The sequence below is a fragment of the Paraburkholderia sp. MM5482-R2 genome (genome assembly GCF_050436125.1).
GTDB lineage: Bacteria > Pseudomonadota > Gammaproteobacteria > Burkholderiales > Burkholderiaceae > Paraburkholderia > Paraburkholderia tuberum.
The window spans coordinates 434,142-452,939 of record NZ_JBNDLP010000003.1 but is presented as its reverse complement, the minus strand read 5'-3'; the positions used below and the strand labels follow the sequence as shown (position 1 = coordinate 452,939).

Here is an 18,798-nt window from a genome sequence, read left to right as displayed (position 1 = left end):
GCGTCGCCCGGATAACTCGCTGTCTGTAATGCGGAGCGTCTGGCTATGACCGTCTGTCGTTGATCGTCTAAAGCGGCGATTCCTTCGTCAAAAACCGCCTGATGGCAACGGAGACGACTTCTGGAAACTCTTCGTGAATCGCGAGTTTGCCCTTCATGACCCATTCGACCTGAACATTTGGCAATTGTCCTAACGCCTCCATTTCGACACGCGATTTCGGCGGCGTCTGATCGCCGTAGATCACGAGGATCGGAATGTTGGCTCGGCGCGCAAGATCAAGGAATGCCGCACGGTTGGCGACCCGGTCTAGCGCACCGGTCACAAAGCGTACCGAACTGTGCCGGGCTCCGGGTGCACGGGTGACGGCGAGTTTGGCCGCGAGACGATCGCCGCCAAGCCAGTCAGGATCGCTGTAAACGTGTTCTCTCGCCATCATGGTGATGACATGGCGGCTGACGTTGAGCCGGTAGAGAAGCGGGCCAGCGAGGGGGTGATCAATGGCAGAGCGCACACGGGAGAACCAGGCCCGCTGGCCACCCATCATCGTCGGCAACGGGCCGCGCCACGTCGGTGCGATGAGGACCAGGCGATCAACCGTATCTGAGCGCAAGACGGCCTGGTAAAGCGCATAGGTGGCTGCATGTCCGGCCGCCACAATGGCGTGCGGTGGTGCCACGATGTCGCTTAAAAACCAGTTAAGAAACTCCGAGAGAAGCTCCGGCGACCATTCTTCCTTTGGCCGCGCCTGATCGCCGAACCCCGGCCAATCAACCGTCGTCACGTGAAACTGAGGCGCGAGCAAGTCGAGCAGCGGGCGCATCTCCAGGCGCGTGGAAATCGTACTCAGGGCCGGCAGGAGGACGACCGAAGCGCCGCTACCGGCCTCATCCACGTCCAGCGCGAACTCTCCACTGTCCCACTGGCAGCGTATCGTCTTCGTCATTGCCTTTCCAATTTGACCTTCATACGAATCACGCGGTAGAGATTGATGACCAGTTTAATTAGAGGACGGTCTCCGGCCATGTATGGATGCGTTTTTCGTGCTGTGGAGTTCTACGGCTGCCTTGTGCCTCCGGCGATCGCGCCTGAACACCAGGGAAAGGAAGTCGAAGCGTCGGGCTGCCAGCCGCGAGGGCGCTGCTCTGTAGCTCCAGACGCCCGACGTTTGCATCGCGGGACTGCCTGGAAATCAAATGCGCCACGCCTGTCTTTGACGTTTAGCCATCGGAGACGCGTCGTAGCAGATACACGACAATCACTGCGGAACCGCTGACAAAGATTGCCAGCCCGATCGCTTTTCGCGCGAGCGTGCGAACGCGCGCGCGGAGCGTGTAACGCACAAACCAGGAACTGGTTCTGCGCAACATCATTCACTCCATGGGCGCCTTGACGGGCGCGTCGCGTCGGGGAGAGACAGCCCCCTATGTTGCCGGAGCGCAGGCCGTATCGCGACGTGTATGTGCCCTGATCTTTGCTTGACAGTCTTTGCCACTTCGAGCTCTTTGAACTGAGGATAGCTGGATAGAGCGGGTAGATGCCGGTATCCGGGCATTCTGAAACCGGCAACTGCAATTATCGCACCTCAGGTTCAAAGGCACAGAGCAGATGCCTTACGGTCTACTGACAGGTGCTTTGCACCAGCCGGTCCGGACCAAATCCAGGCGCACATGAACCGGCCCGTTTGGGCATTGGCGCAATGCAGGGATGTTCTCAGGAGGAACTGCGGCGAGCCCTTGCCGGTTGCCGCCACTGTTCAAGGAAAAACTGCAAGCCGCCCAGTTGCTGTGCGATGTAGCCGCCCGTGGCCATCGATTCCGGTGCGCGCCGGTCGCCTGTAGGCGGGTACTCGGCGGAGAAGTCCGCTGTACCAAACACGACGTCCCAGATCGGGAAGACGGCGCTGTAGTTACAGGAATTGCGGCCGGCCGCGCGCAGGCCATGATGCAACCGGTGAAAGCGTGGCGAGACGATCAACCGGTCCCCGAGCCAGCCGAACGAAAGCTTGATATTGGCGTGGCTCAGGCTTTCGATGAAGCGCATGAACAGGAACAGCAGTGGAAACTGCAGCGGCGGAATACCGATCGCGAGGCCGACGATGCCGAACCAGATTGCGGCGACCAGATCGTCAAGCAGATGGTTGCGGTCGTCCGACCAGAAACTCATCTGTCGCTGCGCATGATGCAACGCATGCAGTGCGTACCAGCTACGGTATGAGTGCGACAGGCGGTGACGCCAGTAATCGGCACAGTCCAGAATCAGCGCGTACGCGATGAAGGTAATGACCGGATGTCCGAGAAGCGGCGGCATCAACGTCTCAAGCGTTGGCGGTATGTAGCCGTGATCGACCACGAAGCCGTTCACCCACACCTGCACCTGGTAGAACAGCAGGAAACTGACGACAGGCAACACCCCGACGCGGTTGAGGATCGTATAGAACGCGTCGGTTACGACGGCTTTGCGGTCATCCCAGCGTTCGATCGGAAAGAGTGCTTCGAGCGGCCAGCAAACCGCATACGTGACGATAACCGCGAAGAGGCCATAGACGCAGATCAGCGCCCAGTCGAAGGAAAGCTCTTCCCATTGCATCCAGCCGAAGTGATACAGCAACGGCAGAACGAGATACTGGTCGATTTCACCGGCCAGCATATTGAAGAATCTGTCGAGAAATATCAGCATGATGGACGTTAGAGCGTTTCGGCGGTAACGAGACCTGGGCGGCTCATTTCGGTGGTGAGGAAGATGCCGTGCGGCGAGCGTCCGACATCGATGGTCTCATAGTTACCGCTGGCTGGATCGAGTACGGCGACCTGCTCCCGGAAACGCAGCGTCACCCATAGCTTGCCGTCGGGGCCAACAGCAATATCATCTGGCCCCGCAGCATGGAACGGATAGGTACGACGAAGCTCGAGGGTGGTTGGATCGAGCGCCACCAGCGAGCCGCCGATCCGGTTGCTCACGTAGAGCGTCGCGCCGTCGGGCGTAAGAAAGACATTGTGCGGGCCGACGCCGGTTTTCACCCGCCGCAGCACGTTACCCGTCACTGGATCGACTTCCGCCACATGGTCGCTGCCCATCACGCAGACCAGTACCTTGCCGTTGTGCCAGAGCACGCCGGCGGGGGTCGATCCGACGTTCGACTTCCAGCGGATCGTCAGGTTCGTCAGGTCGAATGAAACGAGCGTGCCGGACTCCTGCATCGAATTGAAGCTCCAGCGCGAGTCCGGCGAGAAGTCGAGGTGGCTCGGCATGCCGCCGGGCGAGAAGCGCTTGACGAGCGTCAGGTCGTCGGGGCGGTAGATGTCGACATAGTTGAGCCGCAGTGCATTGACGACGAGGTAGCGGAAATCCGGCGTGAAGCCAAGCTGGTACGGATCGGCGATCACCTTATGGCCAAGCGCCAAACCAGTGTGCGGGTCGACAATGAACAGTGCATTGCCGCTGGCGTCGGCAATATAGAGCTTGCTTCTGTCGCGCGAAAGCGCCCAGTGACTGGGTTCGCGCAACGTCGGCAATGTCCGGACGATCTTGTGCGACGCCATGTCGATGACCGAAACGCTGGCTTCGCCGGAATTCATTACGATAGCGAGATTGGGGGGCGCCGCGCTGGCGATACCTGAACGAAGGGCGAGGAAAGGCGACAGGCCGAGACTCAGGGGAATGGCCAGACTACGGCCAAGTACTTCGCGACGTGAAAGCTTCATGGAGGGCATGCATGAGAGAATTAACCACTCATTCTGCTGGATGGATTCACCGTCACGCAAGGACGAATTGCGAATGGCGCTGATATGGAGCGATGCTCAACCGCTTCCTGTCAGTAGCCTGACAAATTTCGGGCGAAGCTGACGATGCGCATGCGATTTCGCCGTATTTGACCGAGCTTCCCGCGGCCCCGGGCGCGCTTTGCGCAGCACCCGCCCCGATCATCCGCGGAGTTTGGCCGTTGTATATTGCCATCACGCGCTAAAGAACCTGGAGTAATAGCAGTGCCACGTTCGTCCAGAGAAGTCGGGAAGTGTCCATGAACAGCACTGCCGGCAAAAATACGCTCACAGATCGCACGACTGTTGCGATTCGCGATGTGCTGGCCGGCAAACGACGCGGCTTGCGCTCTGCGCTGCTGTTCGCCGGACCCGCGGTGATTGCCTCGATCGCCTACATGGACCCAGGCAATTTCGCGACCAACATCCAGGCCGGTTCCCAGTTTGGGTACACGCTGCTGTGGGTGGTACTGATGGCCAACCTGATCGCCATGCTGTTCCAGGCGCTCTCTGCCAAACTCGGCATCGTGACGGGCCGTAATCTGGCGGAAATGTGTCGCGAGCAACTGCCGCGCAAGGCCGTCTTCGTCATGTGGTGTGTCAGCGAAGTGGCTGCGATGGCAACCGACCTGGCCGAATTCCTCGGTGGCGCAATCGGCCTCGCGTTGCTGTTCAAAATGCCGTTGATGGCCGGCATGGCGGTGACCGCGGTGGTGACATACGGCATCCTCGTGTTTGAAAAAGGCGGCTACCGGCCAATGGAGATCATCATCGGCGCGCTCGTTGCTGTGATCGGTCTGTGTTACCTGATCGAATTGTTCATTGCGCCCGTCGCATGGGGACAGGCCGGATTGCACTCGATCTTGCCCTCAATGCCGAACCGGGAAGCGCTGACCGTTTCGGTCGGTATCGTGGGCGCCACCGTGATGCCACATGCGATCTATCTCCATTCCGGGCTGACTCAGGGCCGGACTCCGGCGAGCAACGCGAGCGAGCACCGCGCACTGCTGCGTTTTTCGAACCGGGAAGTCATCGTTGCGCTTTTCTTCGCAGGTCTCATCAACATGGCCATGGTAATCATGGCCAGCGCGGCATTCCATGCCGGCCACCGCGACGTCGCGGAAATCGAAACTGCTTACCATACGCTCACGCCGTTGCTCGGTGCGGGCGCGGCGGCGGTTTTCCTGATTTCGCTCATCTGCTCGGGTATCTCCAGCTCCGTTGTCGGCACCATGGCTGGCCAGATGATCATGCAGGGCTTCGTCGGTTTCCGGATTCCCGTCTGGGTGCGACGTCTGGTGACCATGGTGCCGGCGTTCGTGGTGGTCGGCCTCGGCGTGAATGCCACCCAGGCGCTGGTGATCAGTCAGGTCGTTCTTTCGTTTGCGTTGCCGATCCCGATGGTGGCGCTGGTGCTCTTCACCCGCCGCAAAGACATCATGGGCGAGTTCGTCAATAGACGGCTAACGGACATTGCAGCGATTGCCGCGACGGTCGTCATCCTCGCGCTGAATGCGGTGCTATTGCTTCAGTCGTTCGGCGTCAGCATTCCGGGCATGCCTGCAAGCTGATGCAGCCCACCCGGACTCTTTGGGGATGGGCCGCACTCCCGGTGCGATGGACGGCGAAGTTTGTTCGCTAGCCATCGACTGACCGCTTGGGGGACCAGAGGTCCTGCTCCAAAAACGGCTTGTCGATTCGTTCGCTTTCGTCTGTGATGCCGGTGCATGCATAGGGACGATCGCTGCTTCCATGTTCGCCTTGAGTTGTGAAACATACGGTAAGAACGGCGTTGACCCATGGGCACCTGGCTGGCTATGCGGATGAGGTCCGAGGCAGCATCTCCTGGTGCAAGCGTACGTCGACCTGGCGGGCTTCTCCGTTGTCTGGGCTGATCGTCCCAAAGAAAGCCTCGCCGGTGCGAGGCCCGGGGGTGGCTATTTGTACGGTCAGGCAAGCGCCGGGTAATCCGTGTACCCTTCTGCCCCTGGGTGATAGAACATCTCGGGCCGCGGCTCATTGAGCGATGCGTCCAATCCAAGTCGGCGCGGCAGGTCCGGGTTGGCGATGAACATCTGCCCGAAAGCAACCGCGTCGGCGTCGCCGACCGCAAGCAAACGTTCGGCGGTGTGCTTGGTCATCTTTTCGTTGGCGATATAGATGCCACCGAATGCTGCCTTCAGTGCGGGTCCGAGCCGGTCGTCTCCCAGCGCTTCACGCGCGCAGATGAAGGCAATGCGGCGTTTGCCGAGCTCGCCTGCGACATAGCCGAAGGTGGCCGCAGGGTCCGAATCGCCCATCGACTTCACGTCACCGCGCGCAGACAGATGCACGCCGACCCGGTTGGCGCCCCATATGGCGACGCACGCGTCCGTGACTTCGAGCAGCAGTCTCGCACGGTTCTTGATCGACCCACCATATGCGTCAGTGCGCTGATTGGTGGAGTCCTGCAGGAACTGGTCAAGCAGATAACCGTTGGCGCAGTGGACTTCCACGCCGTCGAACCCTGCCTTTCTGGCGTTTTCAGCGCCGTGCCGGTAGGCCGCAACCACGCCGGCGATCTCGTCGGTTTCCAGCGCGCGCGGGACCTCCCTATGTGTCCGGGCGATCTTTCACGATAACCGGGACCGCGCATGACCAAACCCACCAGAAAGCAGCAATCTCCCTCCCGTCCCCCTGTAGACGCTCTCCAGTATGAACGGCTCGCGCTGGCCGCCTTTCATCTTTGCGACCGGCAGGGGCAGCAACTCCGACATCTGATTACACTTGCGACCTCGATGTTCAGGAGTCCTGCTGTGACTGCCGAGGAAAGGCACGAACACCGGAACCTGCTGGAGGTGATGATCCAGGCTCGGCGAGGACTACCACGCCGCCAATCGCTGCGATCAGGAACTGTTCACGGTGCTTGCGCTCGACGCCAAGGGGCTTCCTAACCGCCAACTGACACCGGCGGACGCGGCAGCGATTCTAGCTGACGCTGCGCAGGGCGCGAACGGGAAACTGGCGGCTATGGACGCTTCGTGGACAAAGCACTAACCGGCGTCGATCACTTACGGAAAAAGTGGCTCAATGCCGCTTTTTTGTTGGACGGTGACACTGAAAAAATGCACCTGAAAATGAGATAGGCAGAGCAATTGTGAATATCCGTCAAAACGGTTTTATCTCGAATTAAAGTCATTGACCGTGTCGCGGTTTGGATGGTTTATTCGTCGGGTGTGTTCTGGAAAATCAGCAGAGGTCAGATGGAACAACAGAAACAGGATGAAACCGGGGGCAAGGAAGAATGCCAGCTTTGCCGTATCACCTATTCAATCTACTCAAACTTCCCGCCAATGCCGTCCGCAATGGCGCTGAACGCAGAAACCGGCGAATGGTTTCCGTTCGATAGGCTGAAGTCGTATTCAAATGGTTACGAGATGGCTGAAGCCCTCGGTTACGCATGGGCGTGCGATTGCCGGGAACGCTCCCGGAATCGTTTCGATGAACAGTTCGTACTGAGAGATCGTAAAGGCCGACCATTCGCGAACGCGCGCTATCGAACGCGTGTTGGCCTGAACGTAGTAGCAAGTGGCGTCACGGACGCCGCAGGCCGCACACAGCGAATCAGCACCAAAGACGCGCGGCGGCTAACACTCGAAATCAGCGGGGGCGTCTGATGGGGATTCCTGTAGTGAGGGATCGAGACGCATGGGAAGACCGAACGCATCAAGACGAATGCAGTATCAAGCTTGATACTTTACATTACAGGAGAAATCCGGAATGAACGAATCTGGTGAACGCAATAAGTACGGTTTCAAGGCGAACGAAAATGAAGAATGGTTCGAGGTTCATTCTGGCGCAGTGACGAACACGAATCCGGGCTCAATGGTTTATGTGACAATTGACACTACACCAATATGCCCAAACATGACGGACGCCGAATTTCGCGCCAAGGTCATGAAGTTGCGCGAGGATGCGGTTGTTTTGGTTGACAAGCGAATAGCTGCATTGAAGACATGGAGTCCTTCAGAGCAAGCGCGCGTCGCCAATTGGTTTGGCACGAAGGACAATGCAACGCGCGATCTTCTGATTCAAGGATTTACCGCAGTCAATAGAGTTATGCGTGGTCTCCAACCCAAGAATTTTGTTCGGCAGTCTCCTGAGCTTGACCGTGTTCTTGGGTGTTTGCCCCATCCAGTCAGCAGTGGTTCTGCTGCGCACGTTTGCGCCCCTGATACAGCCACGCATACCATTAGTATTCACGAGGTCTTTTGCGAAACCCGTGATTTCACGTCAGGAGGGGATTCGAAGCTGTCAACGATCATTCATGAGTGCACGCACTTTACGGACACTTTTGGGAGCAAAGATTGGAAATATACGATCACAAGATTCTTGGCAACCTGGGGGCAAGAAAATCCGCAGCAAGCAATTAATAATGCAGATAGCCTGGCGGGATACGTCGTATATGAATATTAAATTGGGTGCCTTGGCATTTGGGCTGCTGTCTATCAGCGCACAAGCATGCAATACATCTCAGAACCTTCCGGGTCAAAATATCGATTTGTATTTTGAAAGAAACTCGACGCAGGTATCGGCGGATCAAATTTTAAAATTGGCAAATTGGGCCATCGACATGCGCCTTAAGTATCCTATTCAAGAGGTACTGTCCATTGGTGGAGTGGCTGAGGCAAGCGAAAAAGAGCCTAAGCAATTGGCAATGCAACGTGCGGACACAGCAAAGGCAATGCTGATGCAGTTTGGTCTTACTCAAGTTCCATACGACGTCCGCGCTGGAATATACAAGCCCCTTGAGCATTTCGTCGAGCCGCCTGAAAAGGTCCGACGTGTGGAGATTGAACTGTCCCCCGGTTGTCCTAATAATTGCTGCGACGGAAAGTGAAGCGAGCACGTCCCTGAGCGCGGTTTTCCGGCATGGCTGTCGCGATGGTAGTAGACATCGGTGTATCAACGTCGGCAAACATTGCTAACATGCCCGTCGAATAAGTCCCGCTTCAATGCGACTTTTTCTGCGAAGAGACCCGCTACTGCGCGGGCCTTTTGCCGTTACGCCTGATTCCAGCGATTGGGCCTCAGGGGCGATCCACCACGATGCCACTTGCGCCGTTCTGTTGCGATTTTCTCCAGCAAGTGCAACACCTCTTCGCGGTTGCCGGCTTTATCCGCCTGTTCCATAGCGGCCCGGTATTCATCAGGCGTCGGCTCGACACCATCACAGCACCGGTTCACCACCACCGTAAGCGCATCCATCGGCGGGCCGACATACCGGGCACGCAACGATGACATCGCATCATGCGTGAGTTGGTTCAGATCGTCGGTCTGCAACACGGCGGCGCTGATTCTCAGCACGGGTTCCATCCACGCAAGCAATTCTGACGAATGCTGCTTTCGCACTTCGAGCGAACGAAGATTGTCGTAGCAGCGCTTCCTGTTGTTATGGTCGAACGTGGCGGGCGCGAAACGATACGTGAACTCGGTTCGCGTCCATCCGAGGTACTCACGCACATAGGAGACATTTGCACCAGGCCTCATTTCCCTACCTCCAAAAGGCAAAAAAAATCCGCACACGAAGGTGCGGGCACTACCACACACGTCGCAGTCCGGGGATGGGACCTCGACGCTTTACAACGCGATGCTATCCATCCAGGGTGGCTGCGGACGTGCGCGGGCGCTGCGCACCAGTCAGCACATTTCTCCCTTCCGTTTTGCACCGGTTTGTGCAGGAACGAAGCGGTCTTATGCTTGTGCTGGCAACTCGAAAGCGACGCATTCCATGTCGAGGGTCGTTTCGTGCGATGTCGTCGGGAAAGGGCATGTCGCGGCGTGTTCTACGATTGCATCGCAACAGAAAGTACGTCGTAGTGAGACGACAGGTCCTGGCCGGACAATCCTGGTGGACAGACCGCGCCCTCGCGCTTGCCGGTCAGTAGGTCTGTTCGGTAATAACCCGGGCCACTGTTTCCAGCGACCGGCGCAGCGTGGCCAGATCGACGGACCCAATCGCGAGGCGGATGGCGTGAGGTACATGCGTCGATGTCGCGAACGGCAGGGCCGTCGACACTGAAATGCGCTCACGCATCAGCGCCATCGCAATCGCGTCGGCGCGGACTTCCTGCGTCAGTGGCATCCAGATGAAGTACGACGCTGGATGGCTCATCGTCTTAAGCTTGCCGAGCGCTTCGGCGGCAAGGATTTGGCGCGTCTTCGCATCCCGCCGCTTCTCGTCTTCGAGCCGGGCCACCGTGCCGTCGTTTATCCAGTTGCAAGCGATTGCCGTCATGGTTGCGGGAGTGTTCCACGTCGTGGCCCGGATTACCCGTTCAAGCCTGGGAATCCATTCGCGTGGTGCGCAGACGAAACCGACGCGCAGACCTGTCGCGACACTCTTCGACAAGCTCGAGACATAGATCGTCGTCTCCGGAGCAATCGATGCCAACGGCGGCGGAGCATCTTCTGCGAGGTATGCGTAGGCCCCGTCCTCGATGAGGATCAGTCCATGCTGTCGAGCGATACCGACAAGCTCGCGGCGCCGCCGCGCGCTCATTACCCAGCCAAGAGGGTTGTGCAGCGTCGGCATTGCGTAGACGGCGCGTACGCGTCGTCGCTTGCATAGGGCCGTCAACGCGTCCAGATCGGGGCCGCGCCCCGCGGCTGGGATCGGCACGAGTTCCAGTCGAACGGCCTCGGCGGCCAGCTTGAATCCCGGGTAAGTCAGCGCGTCCACGGCAACCACGTCGCCGGGTTCGAGCAGCGCCATAGCGGCCGTCGTCAGTCCGTGTTGCGCGCCGCTCACGAGCAACGTCGTTCCGGCTGTTGCTGCCAGACCTCGGTTCGCCAGGTGGCGTGCCGCAGTAGCGCGCTCGTGCTCGCGGCCACCGTGCGGCTGGTATCGAAGCAGCGACTCGAGGTCGCCGGCCGCCGCGAGCTGGCGCAGCGCTGCCCGAAGAAGGTCTGTCTGACCCGGTGCAGAGGGATAGTTGAAGCTCAGGTCGATCGTAATGGCGCTCCAGGCGTGCAAGTCAACGCCTTGCCCGCGAGGAAGTGGTTCCTTGACGAATGTGCCACGGCCAGCTTCGCCGCTCACCAGACCCATCGTATGAAGCTCGGCATAGACACGCGTCGCGGTGACCAGCGCCAGGCCCTCGCGAGCAGCCAGCTCGCGGTGCGTGGGCAGACGCGTCCCGGGGGGAAGGCGGCCGTCGCGGATGTCAGCCGCAAAGCGGTCAACCAATTGCTTGTAACGGGCCCCAGGCATGGCTCAATGTATCCATGACAATAATTTGATTGTATTGATTATCGGCCCTACCATGATCTTGCACAACCTCTCCATCTGCCCGAGGACGTCATGCACATCACCATTCTGACCTTTGAAGGCTTCAACGAACTGGACTCGCTAATCGCGCTGAATATCCTTAACCGGGTCAGAAAGCCGGGCTGGCAGGTATCGATTGCCAGCCCAGCGGCGAAGATCCGTTCGATGAACGGAGTGGTCCTGGAGGCGCAAGCGTCGCTGAAGGACGCTTGCGAGGCCGACGCGGTGCTGGTCGGCAGTGGAATACAGACACGTGGAGTGGCCGCCGATGCCGCGCTGATGTCGCAGTTGCGGCTCGATCCGACTCGCCAACTGCTGGGCGCGCAATGTTCGGGCACGCTGATACTCGCGAAACTGGGCCTGCTGGATGGCGTTCCGGCCTGCACGGATCTGACTACCAAACCGTGGGTCGAAGAGGCGGGCGTGCCGGTGCTCAATCAGCCGTTCGTGGCGAAGGGGAATGTCGCGACGGCAGGCGGGTGCCTGGCTTCGCAGTATCTGGCCGTGTGGGTGATCGCGCGTCTGGAGGGCGTCGAGGCTGCGCGCGCCGCGATGCAGCATGTCGCCCCAGTAGGCGAGAGGGAGATCTACGTGACGCGGGCGATGGCGAACATCGCGCCATTCATCTGACGCAAAACAGAGGCACTTCGCACGTCCTTCAAAGCCGACATTGCTGGAGTCCAGTCTGTGGTCATCGTTCTTGTTTTCAAGCTCCTCGTTACGCCGCTGTTGCTATTGACTGCAAGCCTTGCCGGTCGTCGCTGGGGTGATGCGATCGGCGGTTTGCTGGTGGAAATGCCGCTCACGTCGGGGCCGATCTCAGTGTTTCCCGCACTGGAGCATGGACCCGCCTTTGCTGCGCAGGCGGCCTTTTGCATTGCCTATTGCAGGCTGGCGATCTTGGGATGGCCGACGGCTCTCGCGGGGGGCTTCGCGATATTTTCTGTCGTAGCGACCGTTCCGCAATGGAGTGCGCTGCCGCATACCGGCCTGTTTCTTTGTTGCTCATCGCAGGGCTCGTGGTCGGTGTGACGCTTTTTGCGGCTTATGTCGGGGCCAAAACGAGCGGAGTGTTAGCGTCGTTCCCCTTCATGGCGATCGTCACCGAGCGACAGAAACGGGTCGACGAACTACGGTTCCCACGTAACTATCAAATGCGCTCACGAGATGCTGGATCGCCTGTTCGAGGTCATCTGCCGGCGTTTCAAAAGACTGATTCAGTGGCATCGCTTCCCTCGACGTCAGGGCTTCCAGCAGTGTGGCGGTCATCTCATCGTAGCGATTGGCCCTTTCCCGGTCATGTGCGTCCGGTTCCCCGCTCCGAAGGACTTCGATCACCGCGGCGGCGCCGCAAACCACCCGCACCGCGACGGTCAGGTTCCGCAGTTGTTCGAGCCGCGCAGATCGCCGCTGGCCCTCCAGGAGCATACGTTCTCTCGCAACTTCAAGCCGTGAGCTGGCGAGACCGGCTTCGCGTTGGAGGCGATCGAGGGTGGCGGTCGATCCTCCAGCCATCCGAAGCGCGGCGGACGCGAATGCCATGTTGGCCGAAATCGCGGCTGAGATCACGGCATTCAGCGCGTTACTCTCCCTCGGCGGCCAGAGAAGAAAGCTCGCCGCCACGCCTACGCAGGCACCGACGAATTCATTGGTAAGACGAGCGACAATCAATCCCTCCGCCGGATGGATGAAATCCGACATCAGCATGAACATCGGCGTCAGGAAGACAACGAACAGACCGTAGTTGACCAACCTCAATGCGACGGTCACCGCGGCAAGCGGCAAGATTGCCAATGTCACCGCAACCGGACCGGACAGACTCGTCAGAAGAACAGCGGCGATCGTTGCGCCGATGAGGCTGCCGCATGCACGCTCCAGCACGCGCAACCATGTATTGGCGGAAACCGGTTGGGTCACGACGATTGCAGCGATCACGCCCCAGTATGCAAACGTGACACTCAGCGATGTGCCGATCATGAAAGCGAGCACCGATGCGACAGCCACCCTCAGCGCATGGTCCCAGACCAGCCTTTCAATCTTGACCGCGCGAGCGGCGGCAGGCGCGGGCGTCTCGGGGTCCATTGCGAGCGCATGTCGCCCGTCCGCGAGCCGAGCGATGGCCCTTGCCGCAAAGGCAACGGCGCTTGCCGTTTGGTCCGTCCGTTCAGCCGTCTGCCGCAACAATGCGTGTGCTTGCGCTACCAGCGTATCGGCAATGGGCAGTTCTTGCTGTGCCTGCGCGGCCACGCTTTGCAGCAACTGTCGCAGGCCCTGGAGCAATTGCCGCGATCCATCGTCGTCGGCAATCGCTGCGTTGCGTCGGGCATGACCGATTGCGATCAGCGTGGAAAACACCCTGCCCGCGGCATCGACGCCCGGCCCGAGATCAGGGCCGTTGCGAACATCATGCGCCGCCAATGCCCTGCCGCGCTCGATCGACATGCGCACCCCGCGGCGATAAACGGTATCGAACTCGGTCCAGCCCTGCACATCCATTCCAGGCCGCGAATCCAGCGACTCCAAAAAACCGGCCATGTCCTCGAGCCTGCCGAAGATCGTCGCGAGCGTGAAGCCCGCGGACTGTGGGAACGGGACGGGCCAGAGGAAGATGCAAAACAGCATGGTCCAGGCTGACCCGAGCAGAAAATAGCCACCATGAGCGAGTGCAACGGCAAGCGGCTCGGGCGACGCAATTCCGATCACGACCGCAAGCGAGGCAACCAACCCCGCCTGCGCCGGCATAGGCCCGAGCGAGGGCTTGTAGGAGCGTGTCAGTCCACAAAGGAAGACCAGGACAAACAGGGTGACAATGCTGACGGCATAGCCCCAATGCGCGGCATAGGACGCCAGCGGCATGACGACAACACCCATGGCCGTGAAGATGGCCATCGCCTTCAGGCGCTGTGACCTGGACCCTTGCGGATCGCAGAGACAGTTCCAGAACGCCGCGACGGCTCCGAAAGCGATATCCGAACGACCGAGAATCGCCGCGGCACAGAGCATCGGCGCCATCGCAAGCGCAGCGTGTATCCCTTCCGTAATCCCGATGCGCTCGGGCGTTATGGCGAAGACATGACCTTCAGCCCGCAAGGTCCGACGGCTTACCAGGGATACGAGCTTTCCTATTATTGTCATCGCACCTTTGCTGCTCACGAACGTTGATTGCTGGAGGACAAGGCCCAGGAAATGGGCGCCCCCCCGGATTGACGCTGCCAGCGCGCTGAGATAGCCGCCCACTCCGCGCTGTGAACGTCTGCTTTTCGCGTATGCGACTGGTGCCTCTGTTTCATTTGCAACACTCCCGCCGCTCATGCGACGTTCATCGTGTTGCATCGACCGGTTGAATCCGCCAATGCGGAGGAGACGTACACGCAATCAGCTTTGGGCGGCCGGGCGGCTAGCCCATTTAGAATCCACGCAGTCTTCCACTGCGGCGGGCTACGAGGATCGCCGCGCGTATGTGCATCGAATATGCGATCGCGGACCTCTCTAAAGAAGCCGGAGAAGGAGACTCGATCTCAGCATTAACCGATGCGCGCAGCATCGAGTCCCACCTCCTCGCACAACCAGTCGCAGAAGCACTTCACCTTCTCCGTGTTGCGCTCGTTCACGCGATACGACAGAAAATGCGTCTCGCGGGAGACCGGCTCGAAGACATCCGCGCCGAGCTCAACCAGTTCGCCGCGCGACAACTCACGCTCGGCGAGACGCGTGGTTTCGAGCGCGACGCCCATGCCATCGACAGCGGCGGAGATCGCGAGCGCCCCGCGATCGAACGAGGGCCGCGCCCGCGACGGGAACGGGAGTCCGTTGAGCGCGAACCAGTCGGACCACGTCACGCGGCTGAGCTGGGAATCGATCAGCGTCATTTCCCCGATCTGCTTCTCGATGGCAACGCCGCTTCGCACGAGCGCAGGCGAACACATCGGCACGATGCGTTCTGCGCCGAGCGCGCGTGTCACGATGCCCGCGCGCTCGTGTGCGACCGCGTATGAGATGGCGACATCGACTTCATGCACCCGGGTGAGGTCGATCGGCTCGGGACCGGACGACAGACGGATCGTCACGCCCGGATGCGCCTGCGTGAATTCAGGCAGGCGCGGACCGAGCCACTTGGCGGCGAAGCTCGGCGCGCTGTGCACCGCGAGCACTTGCGCATCGGGCGCGAGCGCGACCTCGCTGCATGCAGCCTCGATCACATCGAAAACGCGTCCGAGGCTCTCATAAAGGCGCCGTCCTTCCGATGTCGCTTCCACCCGCCGATTGCGCCGATGAAACAGCGGCCGGCCGAAATATTCTTCGAGCTCCTTGACCTGATGACTGATCGCGGACTGCGTCAGATGCAGTTCCTCGGCCGCCAGCGTGAAGCTCTCCAGCCGCGCGGCCGCTTCGAAGGCGCGCAGCAGCACGAAATTGGGAATTCGTCTCATGTCTTTCACCGAAACATGAATGTGGTTCATCTTTGTATGAACAGCCATCGTTTGTCAATGACGGCAGCGACCGCGACCATAGGACCCATCGAAGCAATCCGCTTCGACCGGTTCAAACCTCACTTCAAAAAGGAGTCGACCCATGGCAGCAGTGATGGAAGCGCGGCCGCAGGCGCTGATCAAGGACGGCAAGGTTTCGATCTATCAGCCGGAGCAGGAAGGACTCATCTTTCCGGAGCTTCCGTCATTTTCGAATCCCGCCGCGCAGCGGCAGCATGTGAAGGAACGGCTGGTCGGCGCCTGTCGCGCGTTCGCCCAGCAAGGATTCGACTACGGCTTCGCCGGACATCTGACCGTGCGCGATCCCGAGAATCCCGGCCTTTACTGGACCAATCCGATGGCCATCCACTTCTCGCAAGTGAAGGTCTCGAACCTGATCTGCGCGGACCATCAAGGGCACGTCGTCGAGGGGCGCCATGCAATCAACCGCGCGGGCTTCGTGCTGCATGCGGCCGTGCACGAGATGCACCAGGACATCGTCGCGATGTGCCATGCGCATACGGTCTACGGCACCGCGTTCGCGTCGCTCGGCAGGCAACTCGAGCCGATCACGCAGGACGCCGCGGCGTTCTACGAGGATCACGTCGTGATCGGCGACGAGGCAGGACAAGTAGCCGTCGAGGTGAAGGCGGGTCACAAGGTCGCGAACGCGTTCAGGGACGTGAAGGCCGCGATCCACCAGAATCACGGGCTTCTGACGGCAAGCCGGCACAGCATCGAATCGGCGGCGTTCTGGTTCATCGCGCTCGAACGGTGCTGCCAGCAGCAACTGCTGGTCGAGTCGACCGGCATCGCACCCAAGCTCGTCACCCCCGAGCGCGCGCGCTACAGCCGCGAGCACGTCGGCAGCGACTACATCGGCTGGCTGCACTTTCAGGCGATCTGGGACGACCTCGTCGCCACGCAGCCGGACATGTTCGACTGATTCCGTAGAGGCAGTCCGAGCACGGCGACAACGCGAGACGAGCGCTAAAAAACGCAGCGTTGCGCCGCAACCTGAACACCAGGAGACACCACAATGAGTTCCCCCAGTCCGGTTGCGTATTACCAGGGCAGAGAGTCGTCCACCTACGCGAAGGTGACATGGCGGCTCTTGCCGTTTCTGTTCCTGTGCTATCTATGCGCGTATCTCGACCGAATCAACGTGAGCTTCGCGAAGCTGCAGATGCTGCAAGCGCTCAAGTTCAGCGACGCGGTCTATGGCGCGGGCGCCGGCGTCTTCTTCGTGGGCTATCTTCTCTTCGAAGTGCCCAGTAACCTGATCCTGCTGCGCGTCGGCGCGCGCCGCTGGATCGCCCGCATCATGATCACCTGGGGCATCGTCTCGGCGAGCATGATGTTCGTCAGAACGCCGATGAGCTTCTACATCATGCGCTTCCTGCTGGGCGTCGCCGAAGCGGGCTTTATCCCCGCGATCCTGCTCTACCTCACGTACTGGTTCCCGGCCTCGCGCCGCAGCAAGGTCACCGCGCTCTTCTTGACGGGCATTCCGATGTCGGGAGTCGTCGGCGGGCCGCTGTCAGGCTGGATCATGAATCATATGAATGCATCGCACGGGCTGGCGGGCTGGCAATGGCTGTTCCTGATAGAAGGCATTCCGACCGCGATCCTCGGGCTGGTCGCGTTCTTCTATCTCGACGACAAGCTCGCCGATGCGAAGTGGCTCACAGACTCGCAGAAAGCCATGCTCGAAGCCGGTCTGAAGGACGAAGAGCCGGCTCACGCGCTGCATTCGGTGAAGGACGGCCTGATGCACCCGAAGGTGCTGCTCCTGAGTGCGATCTACTTCTTCTTCACGATGGGCCTGTACGGCGTGAGCTTCTGGCTGCCCACGCTCGTCAAGGCGAGCGGCGTGGCCGATCCGCTCAATATCGGCCTGCTTTCCGCGATCCCTTACGCGGCGGCGGCCGTCTCCATGCTGCTCGTCGGTCAGAGCTCGGACGCCCGCGGCGAGCGGCGCTGGCATCTTGCGTTGCCCGGGGTGGTCGGAGCGGCCGGACTGTGCACGAGCGTCGCGTTCGCCCATTCGACGCCAATCGCGATGATCGCCCTCACGATCGGCACGATGGGCGTGATGACGACAATTTCGCAGTTCTGGGTGTTGCCGCCCGCTATCCTGGGCGGCGCCGCTGCGGCGGCGGGGCTTGCGCTGGCGAATTCGGTCGGCAGCGTATCGGGTGTCGTGAGCCCTTACGTGATCGGGCTGATTCAGACAGGCACGGGATCGACCGGCAACGGCGTACTTGGGCTGGCGGCGAGCCTGATCATCGGCAGCGTGCTCGTCTTCACCGTGCCGGCCGCACTCGTGAACGGCCGGCGCAAGCGGGCTTGAGCGAAGTCCCGCTCCACGCAAAGATCCCGCGATCGCGGGATCATCGCATCAGCTCACTTTTTCTTCCTGCCGATCGCTCAGCACCTGCCCGAGCCGCTCGACGAGATTCTGCCGCGCCCGAGTCGTATGAAGATCGGTCAGTTCCGTCGCGCGCTGCGGGTCGCCATCGGCGATGGCCGCGGCGATGGCTGCGTGCTCGTCCCAGATCGCCTGGCGCTGCCCCGACGACTGCAGCACCGCGCCCATCACCCGTCGCAGATGGACCCAGTGCATCTGCGCGGTCTCCACGATGAGCGGATTGCCCGACGCGGCATAGATCGCGGCGTGGAACGCCATGTCGGCATCGATCATCGCCTTCACGTCGTCGGCCTTCGACGCGCGGCGGCCGTTCGTGATCAATGCCTTGTCCAGCTTCGCGCCGCGACCGGCGGCAAGACGCGCGGCGAGCGAGTCGAGCGCGCCGCGGATTTCATAGAGATGGCTGATCCAGGCCGCGTCGAGCGGAGTCACGAGCAAACCCCGACCGGGCGCGTCCTGCACCAGTCCGTCCTTCTTGAGCAAGCGCAGCGCCTGCAACACCGGCGAGCGCGACACCGCAAGTTGCTCGGCGATTTCTTCCTGCGTGATGCGCGTCCCGGGCGCGAGCGTCCCAGAGCTAATGGCATCGAGCAGCACCTTGTAGACCTCGTCCACGTAGTCGGTGCGCGCCTGAAGCTTGAGCAGTTTCGTCGCCATGATCAAAGCTCGTTTATGGATACAGAATACGGCAAGGGTATAACCGCACCGCGGGAGCGTCAATGTCCGGCGCTGAAGCGAAAAGGTGAATCTCCGCGTTTACCCATAGAGACATCGCCGTATCACGCGACTAATCTTTGGATACAGAGTACGGTGTTCTGAATATCGAGTTCG

At 60.4% G+C, this 18,798-nt stretch carries 16 protein-coding genes and 1 pseudogene; 8 read left to right on the top strand and 9 right to left on the bottom strand.

What is annotated here, in order from left to right; all coding sequences use genetic code 11:
- Nucleotides 1-67: 67 nt before the first annotated feature.
- From OKW37_RS24165 to OKW37_RS24155, 3 genes are all read right to left on the bottom strand, one after another.
- On the bottom strand, nucleotides 68-943 hold the full coding sequence (locus OKW37_RS24165; RefSeq protein WP_429404020.1) for an alpha/beta fold hydrolase: 876 nt from the start codon (nucleotides 941-943) through the stop codon (nucleotides 68-70).
- Nucleotides 944-1,710: 767 nt separating this feature from the next.
- On the bottom strand, nucleotides 1,711-2,676 hold the full coding sequence (locus tag OKW37_RS24160; RefSeq protein WP_429404018.1) for a sterol desaturase family protein: 966 nt from the start codon (nucleotides 2,674-2,676) through the stop codon (nucleotides 1,711-1,713).
- An 8-nt stretch (nucleotides 2,677-2,684) separates the two neighbouring features.
- The gene (locus OKW37_RS24155) at nucleotides 2,685-3,701 is read right to left on the bottom strand and encodes a YncE family protein (protein WP_260321023.1); all 1,017 of its coding nucleotides are present in this window, start codon (nucleotides 3,699-3,701) and stop codon (nucleotides 2,685-2,687) included.
- 317 nt (nucleotides 3,702-4,018) lie between these two features.
- Between OKW37_RS24155 and OKW37_RS24150 the strand changes: the two genes are divergently transcribed.
- On the top strand, nucleotides 4,019-5,329 hold the full coding sequence (locus tag OKW37_RS24150) for an Nramp family divalent metal transporter (RefSeq protein ID WP_429404016.1): 1,311 nt from the start codon (nucleotides 4,019-4,021) through the stop codon (nucleotides 5,327-5,329).
- 378 nt (nucleotides 5,330-5,707) lie between these two features.
- Here OKW37_RS24150 and OKW37_RS24145 read toward each other — a convergent pair.
- Nucleotides 5,708-6,346, bottom strand: a pseudogene (locus tag OKW37_RS24145) (alkene reductase); the annotation flags it as partial.
- Nucleotides 6,347-7,000: 654 nt separating this feature from the next.
- Here OKW37_RS24145 and OKW37_RS24140 point away from each other — a divergent pair.
- The 3 genes from OKW37_RS24140 to OKW37_RS24130 all read left to right on the top strand — a co-directional run bounded on the left by OKW37_RS24140 (nucleotide 7,001) and on the right by OKW37_RS24130 (nucleotide 8,637).
- On the top strand, nucleotides 7,001-7,414 hold the full coding sequence (locus tag OKW37_RS24140) for a hypothetical protein (protein WP_429352864.1): 414 nt from the start codon (nucleotides 7,001-7,003) through the stop codon (nucleotides 7,412-7,414).
- Nucleotides 7,415-7,517: 103 nt separating this feature from the next.
- A complete protein-coding gene (locus tag OKW37_RS24135; protein WP_429404013.1) occupies nucleotides 7,518-8,213 on the top strand; it encodes a M35 family metallo-endopeptidase in 696 nt (231 codons plus the stop codon).
- A complete protein-coding gene (locus OKW37_RS24130) occupies nucleotides 8,203-8,637 on the top strand; it encodes a hypothetical protein (RefSeq protein ID WP_184030258.1) in 435 nt (144 codons plus the stop codon). Before OKW37_RS24135 ends, OKW37_RS24130 begins: the two co-directional genes overlap by 11 nt.
- A gap of 164 nt (nucleotides 8,638-8,801) precedes the next feature.
- Here the strand turns inward: OKW37_RS24130 and OKW37_RS24125 are convergent, their stop codons facing one another.
- Together OKW37_RS24125 and OKW37_RS24120 are read right to left on the bottom strand one after the other, a co-directional pair.
- Nucleotides 8,802-9,287, bottom strand: coding sequence for a hypothetical protein (locus OKW37_RS24125; protein ID WP_429404011.1), 486 nt, complete (start codon nucleotides 9,285-9,287; stop codon nucleotides 8,802-8,804).
- 391 nt (nucleotides 9,288-9,678) lie between these two features.
- Nucleotides 9,679-11,010: a PLP-dependent aminotransferase family protein gene (locus OKW37_RS24120; protein ID WP_429404009.1), complete on the bottom strand. Its 1,332-nt coding sequence runs from the start codon at nucleotides 11,008-11,010 to the stop codon at nucleotides 9,679-9,681.
- A 90-nt stretch (nucleotides 11,011-11,100) separates the two neighbouring features.
- Between OKW37_RS24120 and OKW37_RS24115 the strand changes: the two genes are divergently transcribed.
- Both OKW37_RS24115 and OKW37_RS24110 read left to right on the top strand, forming a co-directional pair.
- Entirely contained in the window at nucleotides 11,101-11,697 is a 597-nt protein-coding gene (locus OKW37_RS24115) for a DJ-1/PfpI family protein (protein ID WP_090807823.1), read from the top strand.
- A gap of 57 nt (nucleotides 11,698-11,754) precedes the next feature.
- Nucleotides 11,755-12,099, top strand: a complete 345-nt coding sequence (locus OKW37_RS24110; protein WP_429404007.1) for a hypothetical protein — start codon at nucleotides 11,755-11,757, stop codon at nucleotides 12,097-12,099.
- A gap of 69 nt (nucleotides 12,100-12,168) precedes the next feature.
- Here the strand turns inward: OKW37_RS24110 and OKW37_RS24105 are convergent, their stop codons facing one another.
- Together OKW37_RS24105 and OKW37_RS24100 are read right to left on the bottom strand one after the other, a co-directional pair.
- On the bottom strand, nucleotides 12,169-14,220 hold the full coding sequence (locus OKW37_RS24105) for an FUSC family protein (protein WP_429404005.1): 2,052 nt from the start codon (nucleotides 14,218-14,220) through the stop codon (nucleotides 12,169-12,171).
- A 371-nt stretch (nucleotides 14,221-14,591) separates the two neighbouring features.
- On the bottom strand, nucleotides 14,592-15,497 hold the full coding sequence (locus OKW37_RS24100) for a LysR substrate-binding domain-containing protein (protein WP_429404003.1): 906 nt from the start codon (nucleotides 15,495-15,497) through the stop codon (nucleotides 14,592-14,594).
- Nucleotides 15,498-15,639: 142 nt separating this feature from the next.
- Between OKW37_RS24100 and OKW37_RS24095 the strand changes: the two genes are divergently transcribed.
- Nucleotides 15,640-16,482, top strand: coding sequence for a class II aldolase/adducin family protein (locus OKW37_RS24095; protein WP_429404001.1), 843 nt, complete (start codon nucleotides 15,640-15,642; stop codon nucleotides 16,480-16,482).
- A gap of 93 nt (nucleotides 16,483-16,575) precedes the next feature.
- The gene (locus OKW37_RS24090; protein ID WP_429403999.1) at nucleotides 16,576-17,889 is read left to right on the top strand and encodes an MFS transporter; all 1,314 of its coding nucleotides are present in this window, start codon (nucleotides 16,576-16,578) and stop codon (nucleotides 17,887-17,889) included.
- Nucleotides 17,890-17,937: 48 nt separating this feature from the next.
- Here the strand turns inward: OKW37_RS24090 and OKW37_RS24085 are convergent, their stop codons facing one another.
- Nucleotides 17,938-18,624, bottom strand: coding sequence for a GntR family transcriptional regulator (locus tag OKW37_RS24085; RefSeq protein WP_090807832.1), 687 nt, complete (start codon nucleotides 18,622-18,624; stop codon nucleotides 17,938-17,940).
- Nucleotides 18,625-18,798 lie beyond the last annotated feature (174 nt).

Bases quoted from the DNA above. Each gene is read 5' to 3' on its own strand.
- OKW37_RS24100 (WP_429404003.1), bottom strand. From the start codon at position 15,497: ATGAGACGAATTCCCAATTTCGTGCTGCTGCGCGCCTTCGAAGCGGCC.
- OKW37_RS24135 (WP_429404013.1), top strand. From the start codon at position 7,518: ATGAACGAATCTGGTGAACGCAATAAGTACGGTTTCAAGGCGAACGAA.
- OKW37_RS24120 (WP_429404009.1), bottom strand. From the start codon at position 11,010: ATGCCTGGGGCCCGTTACAAGCAATTGGTTGACCGCTTTGCGGCTGAC.
- OKW37_RS24165 (WP_429404020.1), bottom strand. From the start codon at position 943: ATGACGAAGACGATACGCTGCCAGTGGGACAGTGGAGAGTTCGCGCTG.
- OKW37_RS24085 (WP_090807832.1), bottom strand. From the start codon at position 18,624: ATGGCGACGAAACTGCTCAAGCTTCAGGCGCGCACCGACTACGTGGAC.
- OKW37_RS24150 (WP_429404016.1), top strand. From the start codon at position 4,019: ATGAACAGCACTGCCGGCAAAAATACGCTCACAGATCGCACGACTGTT.
- OKW37_RS24130 (WP_184030258.1), top strand. From the start codon at position 8,203: ATGAATATTAAATTGGGTGCCTTGGCATTTGGGCTGCTGTCTATCAGC.
- OKW37_RS24155 (WP_260321023.1), bottom strand. From the start codon at position 3,701: ATGAAGCTTTCACGTCGCGAAGTACTTGGCCGTAGTCTGGCCATTCCC.
- OKW37_RS24115 (WP_090807823.1), top strand. From the start codon at position 11,101: ATGCACATCACCATTCTGACCTTTGAAGGCTTCAACGAACTGGACTCG.
- OKW37_RS24160 (WP_429404018.1), bottom strand. From the start codon at position 2,676: ATGCTGATATTTCTCGACAGATTCTTCAATATGCTGGCCGGTGAAATC.
- OKW37_RS24140 (WP_429352864.1), top strand. From the start codon at position 7,001: ATGGAACAACAGAAACAGGATGAAACCGGGGGCAAGGAAGAATGCCAG.
- OKW37_RS24090 (WP_429403999.1), top strand. From the start codon at position 16,576: ATGAGTTCCCCCAGTCCGGTTGCGTATTACCAGGGCAGAGAGTCGTCC.
- OKW37_RS24125 (WP_429404011.1), bottom strand. From the start codon at position 9,287: ATGAGGCCTGGTGCAAATGTCTCCTATGTGCGTGAGTACCTCGGATGG.
- OKW37_RS24095 (WP_429404001.1), top strand. From the start codon at position 15,640: ATGGCAGCAGTGATGGAAGCGCGGCCGCAGGCGCTGATCAAGGACGGC.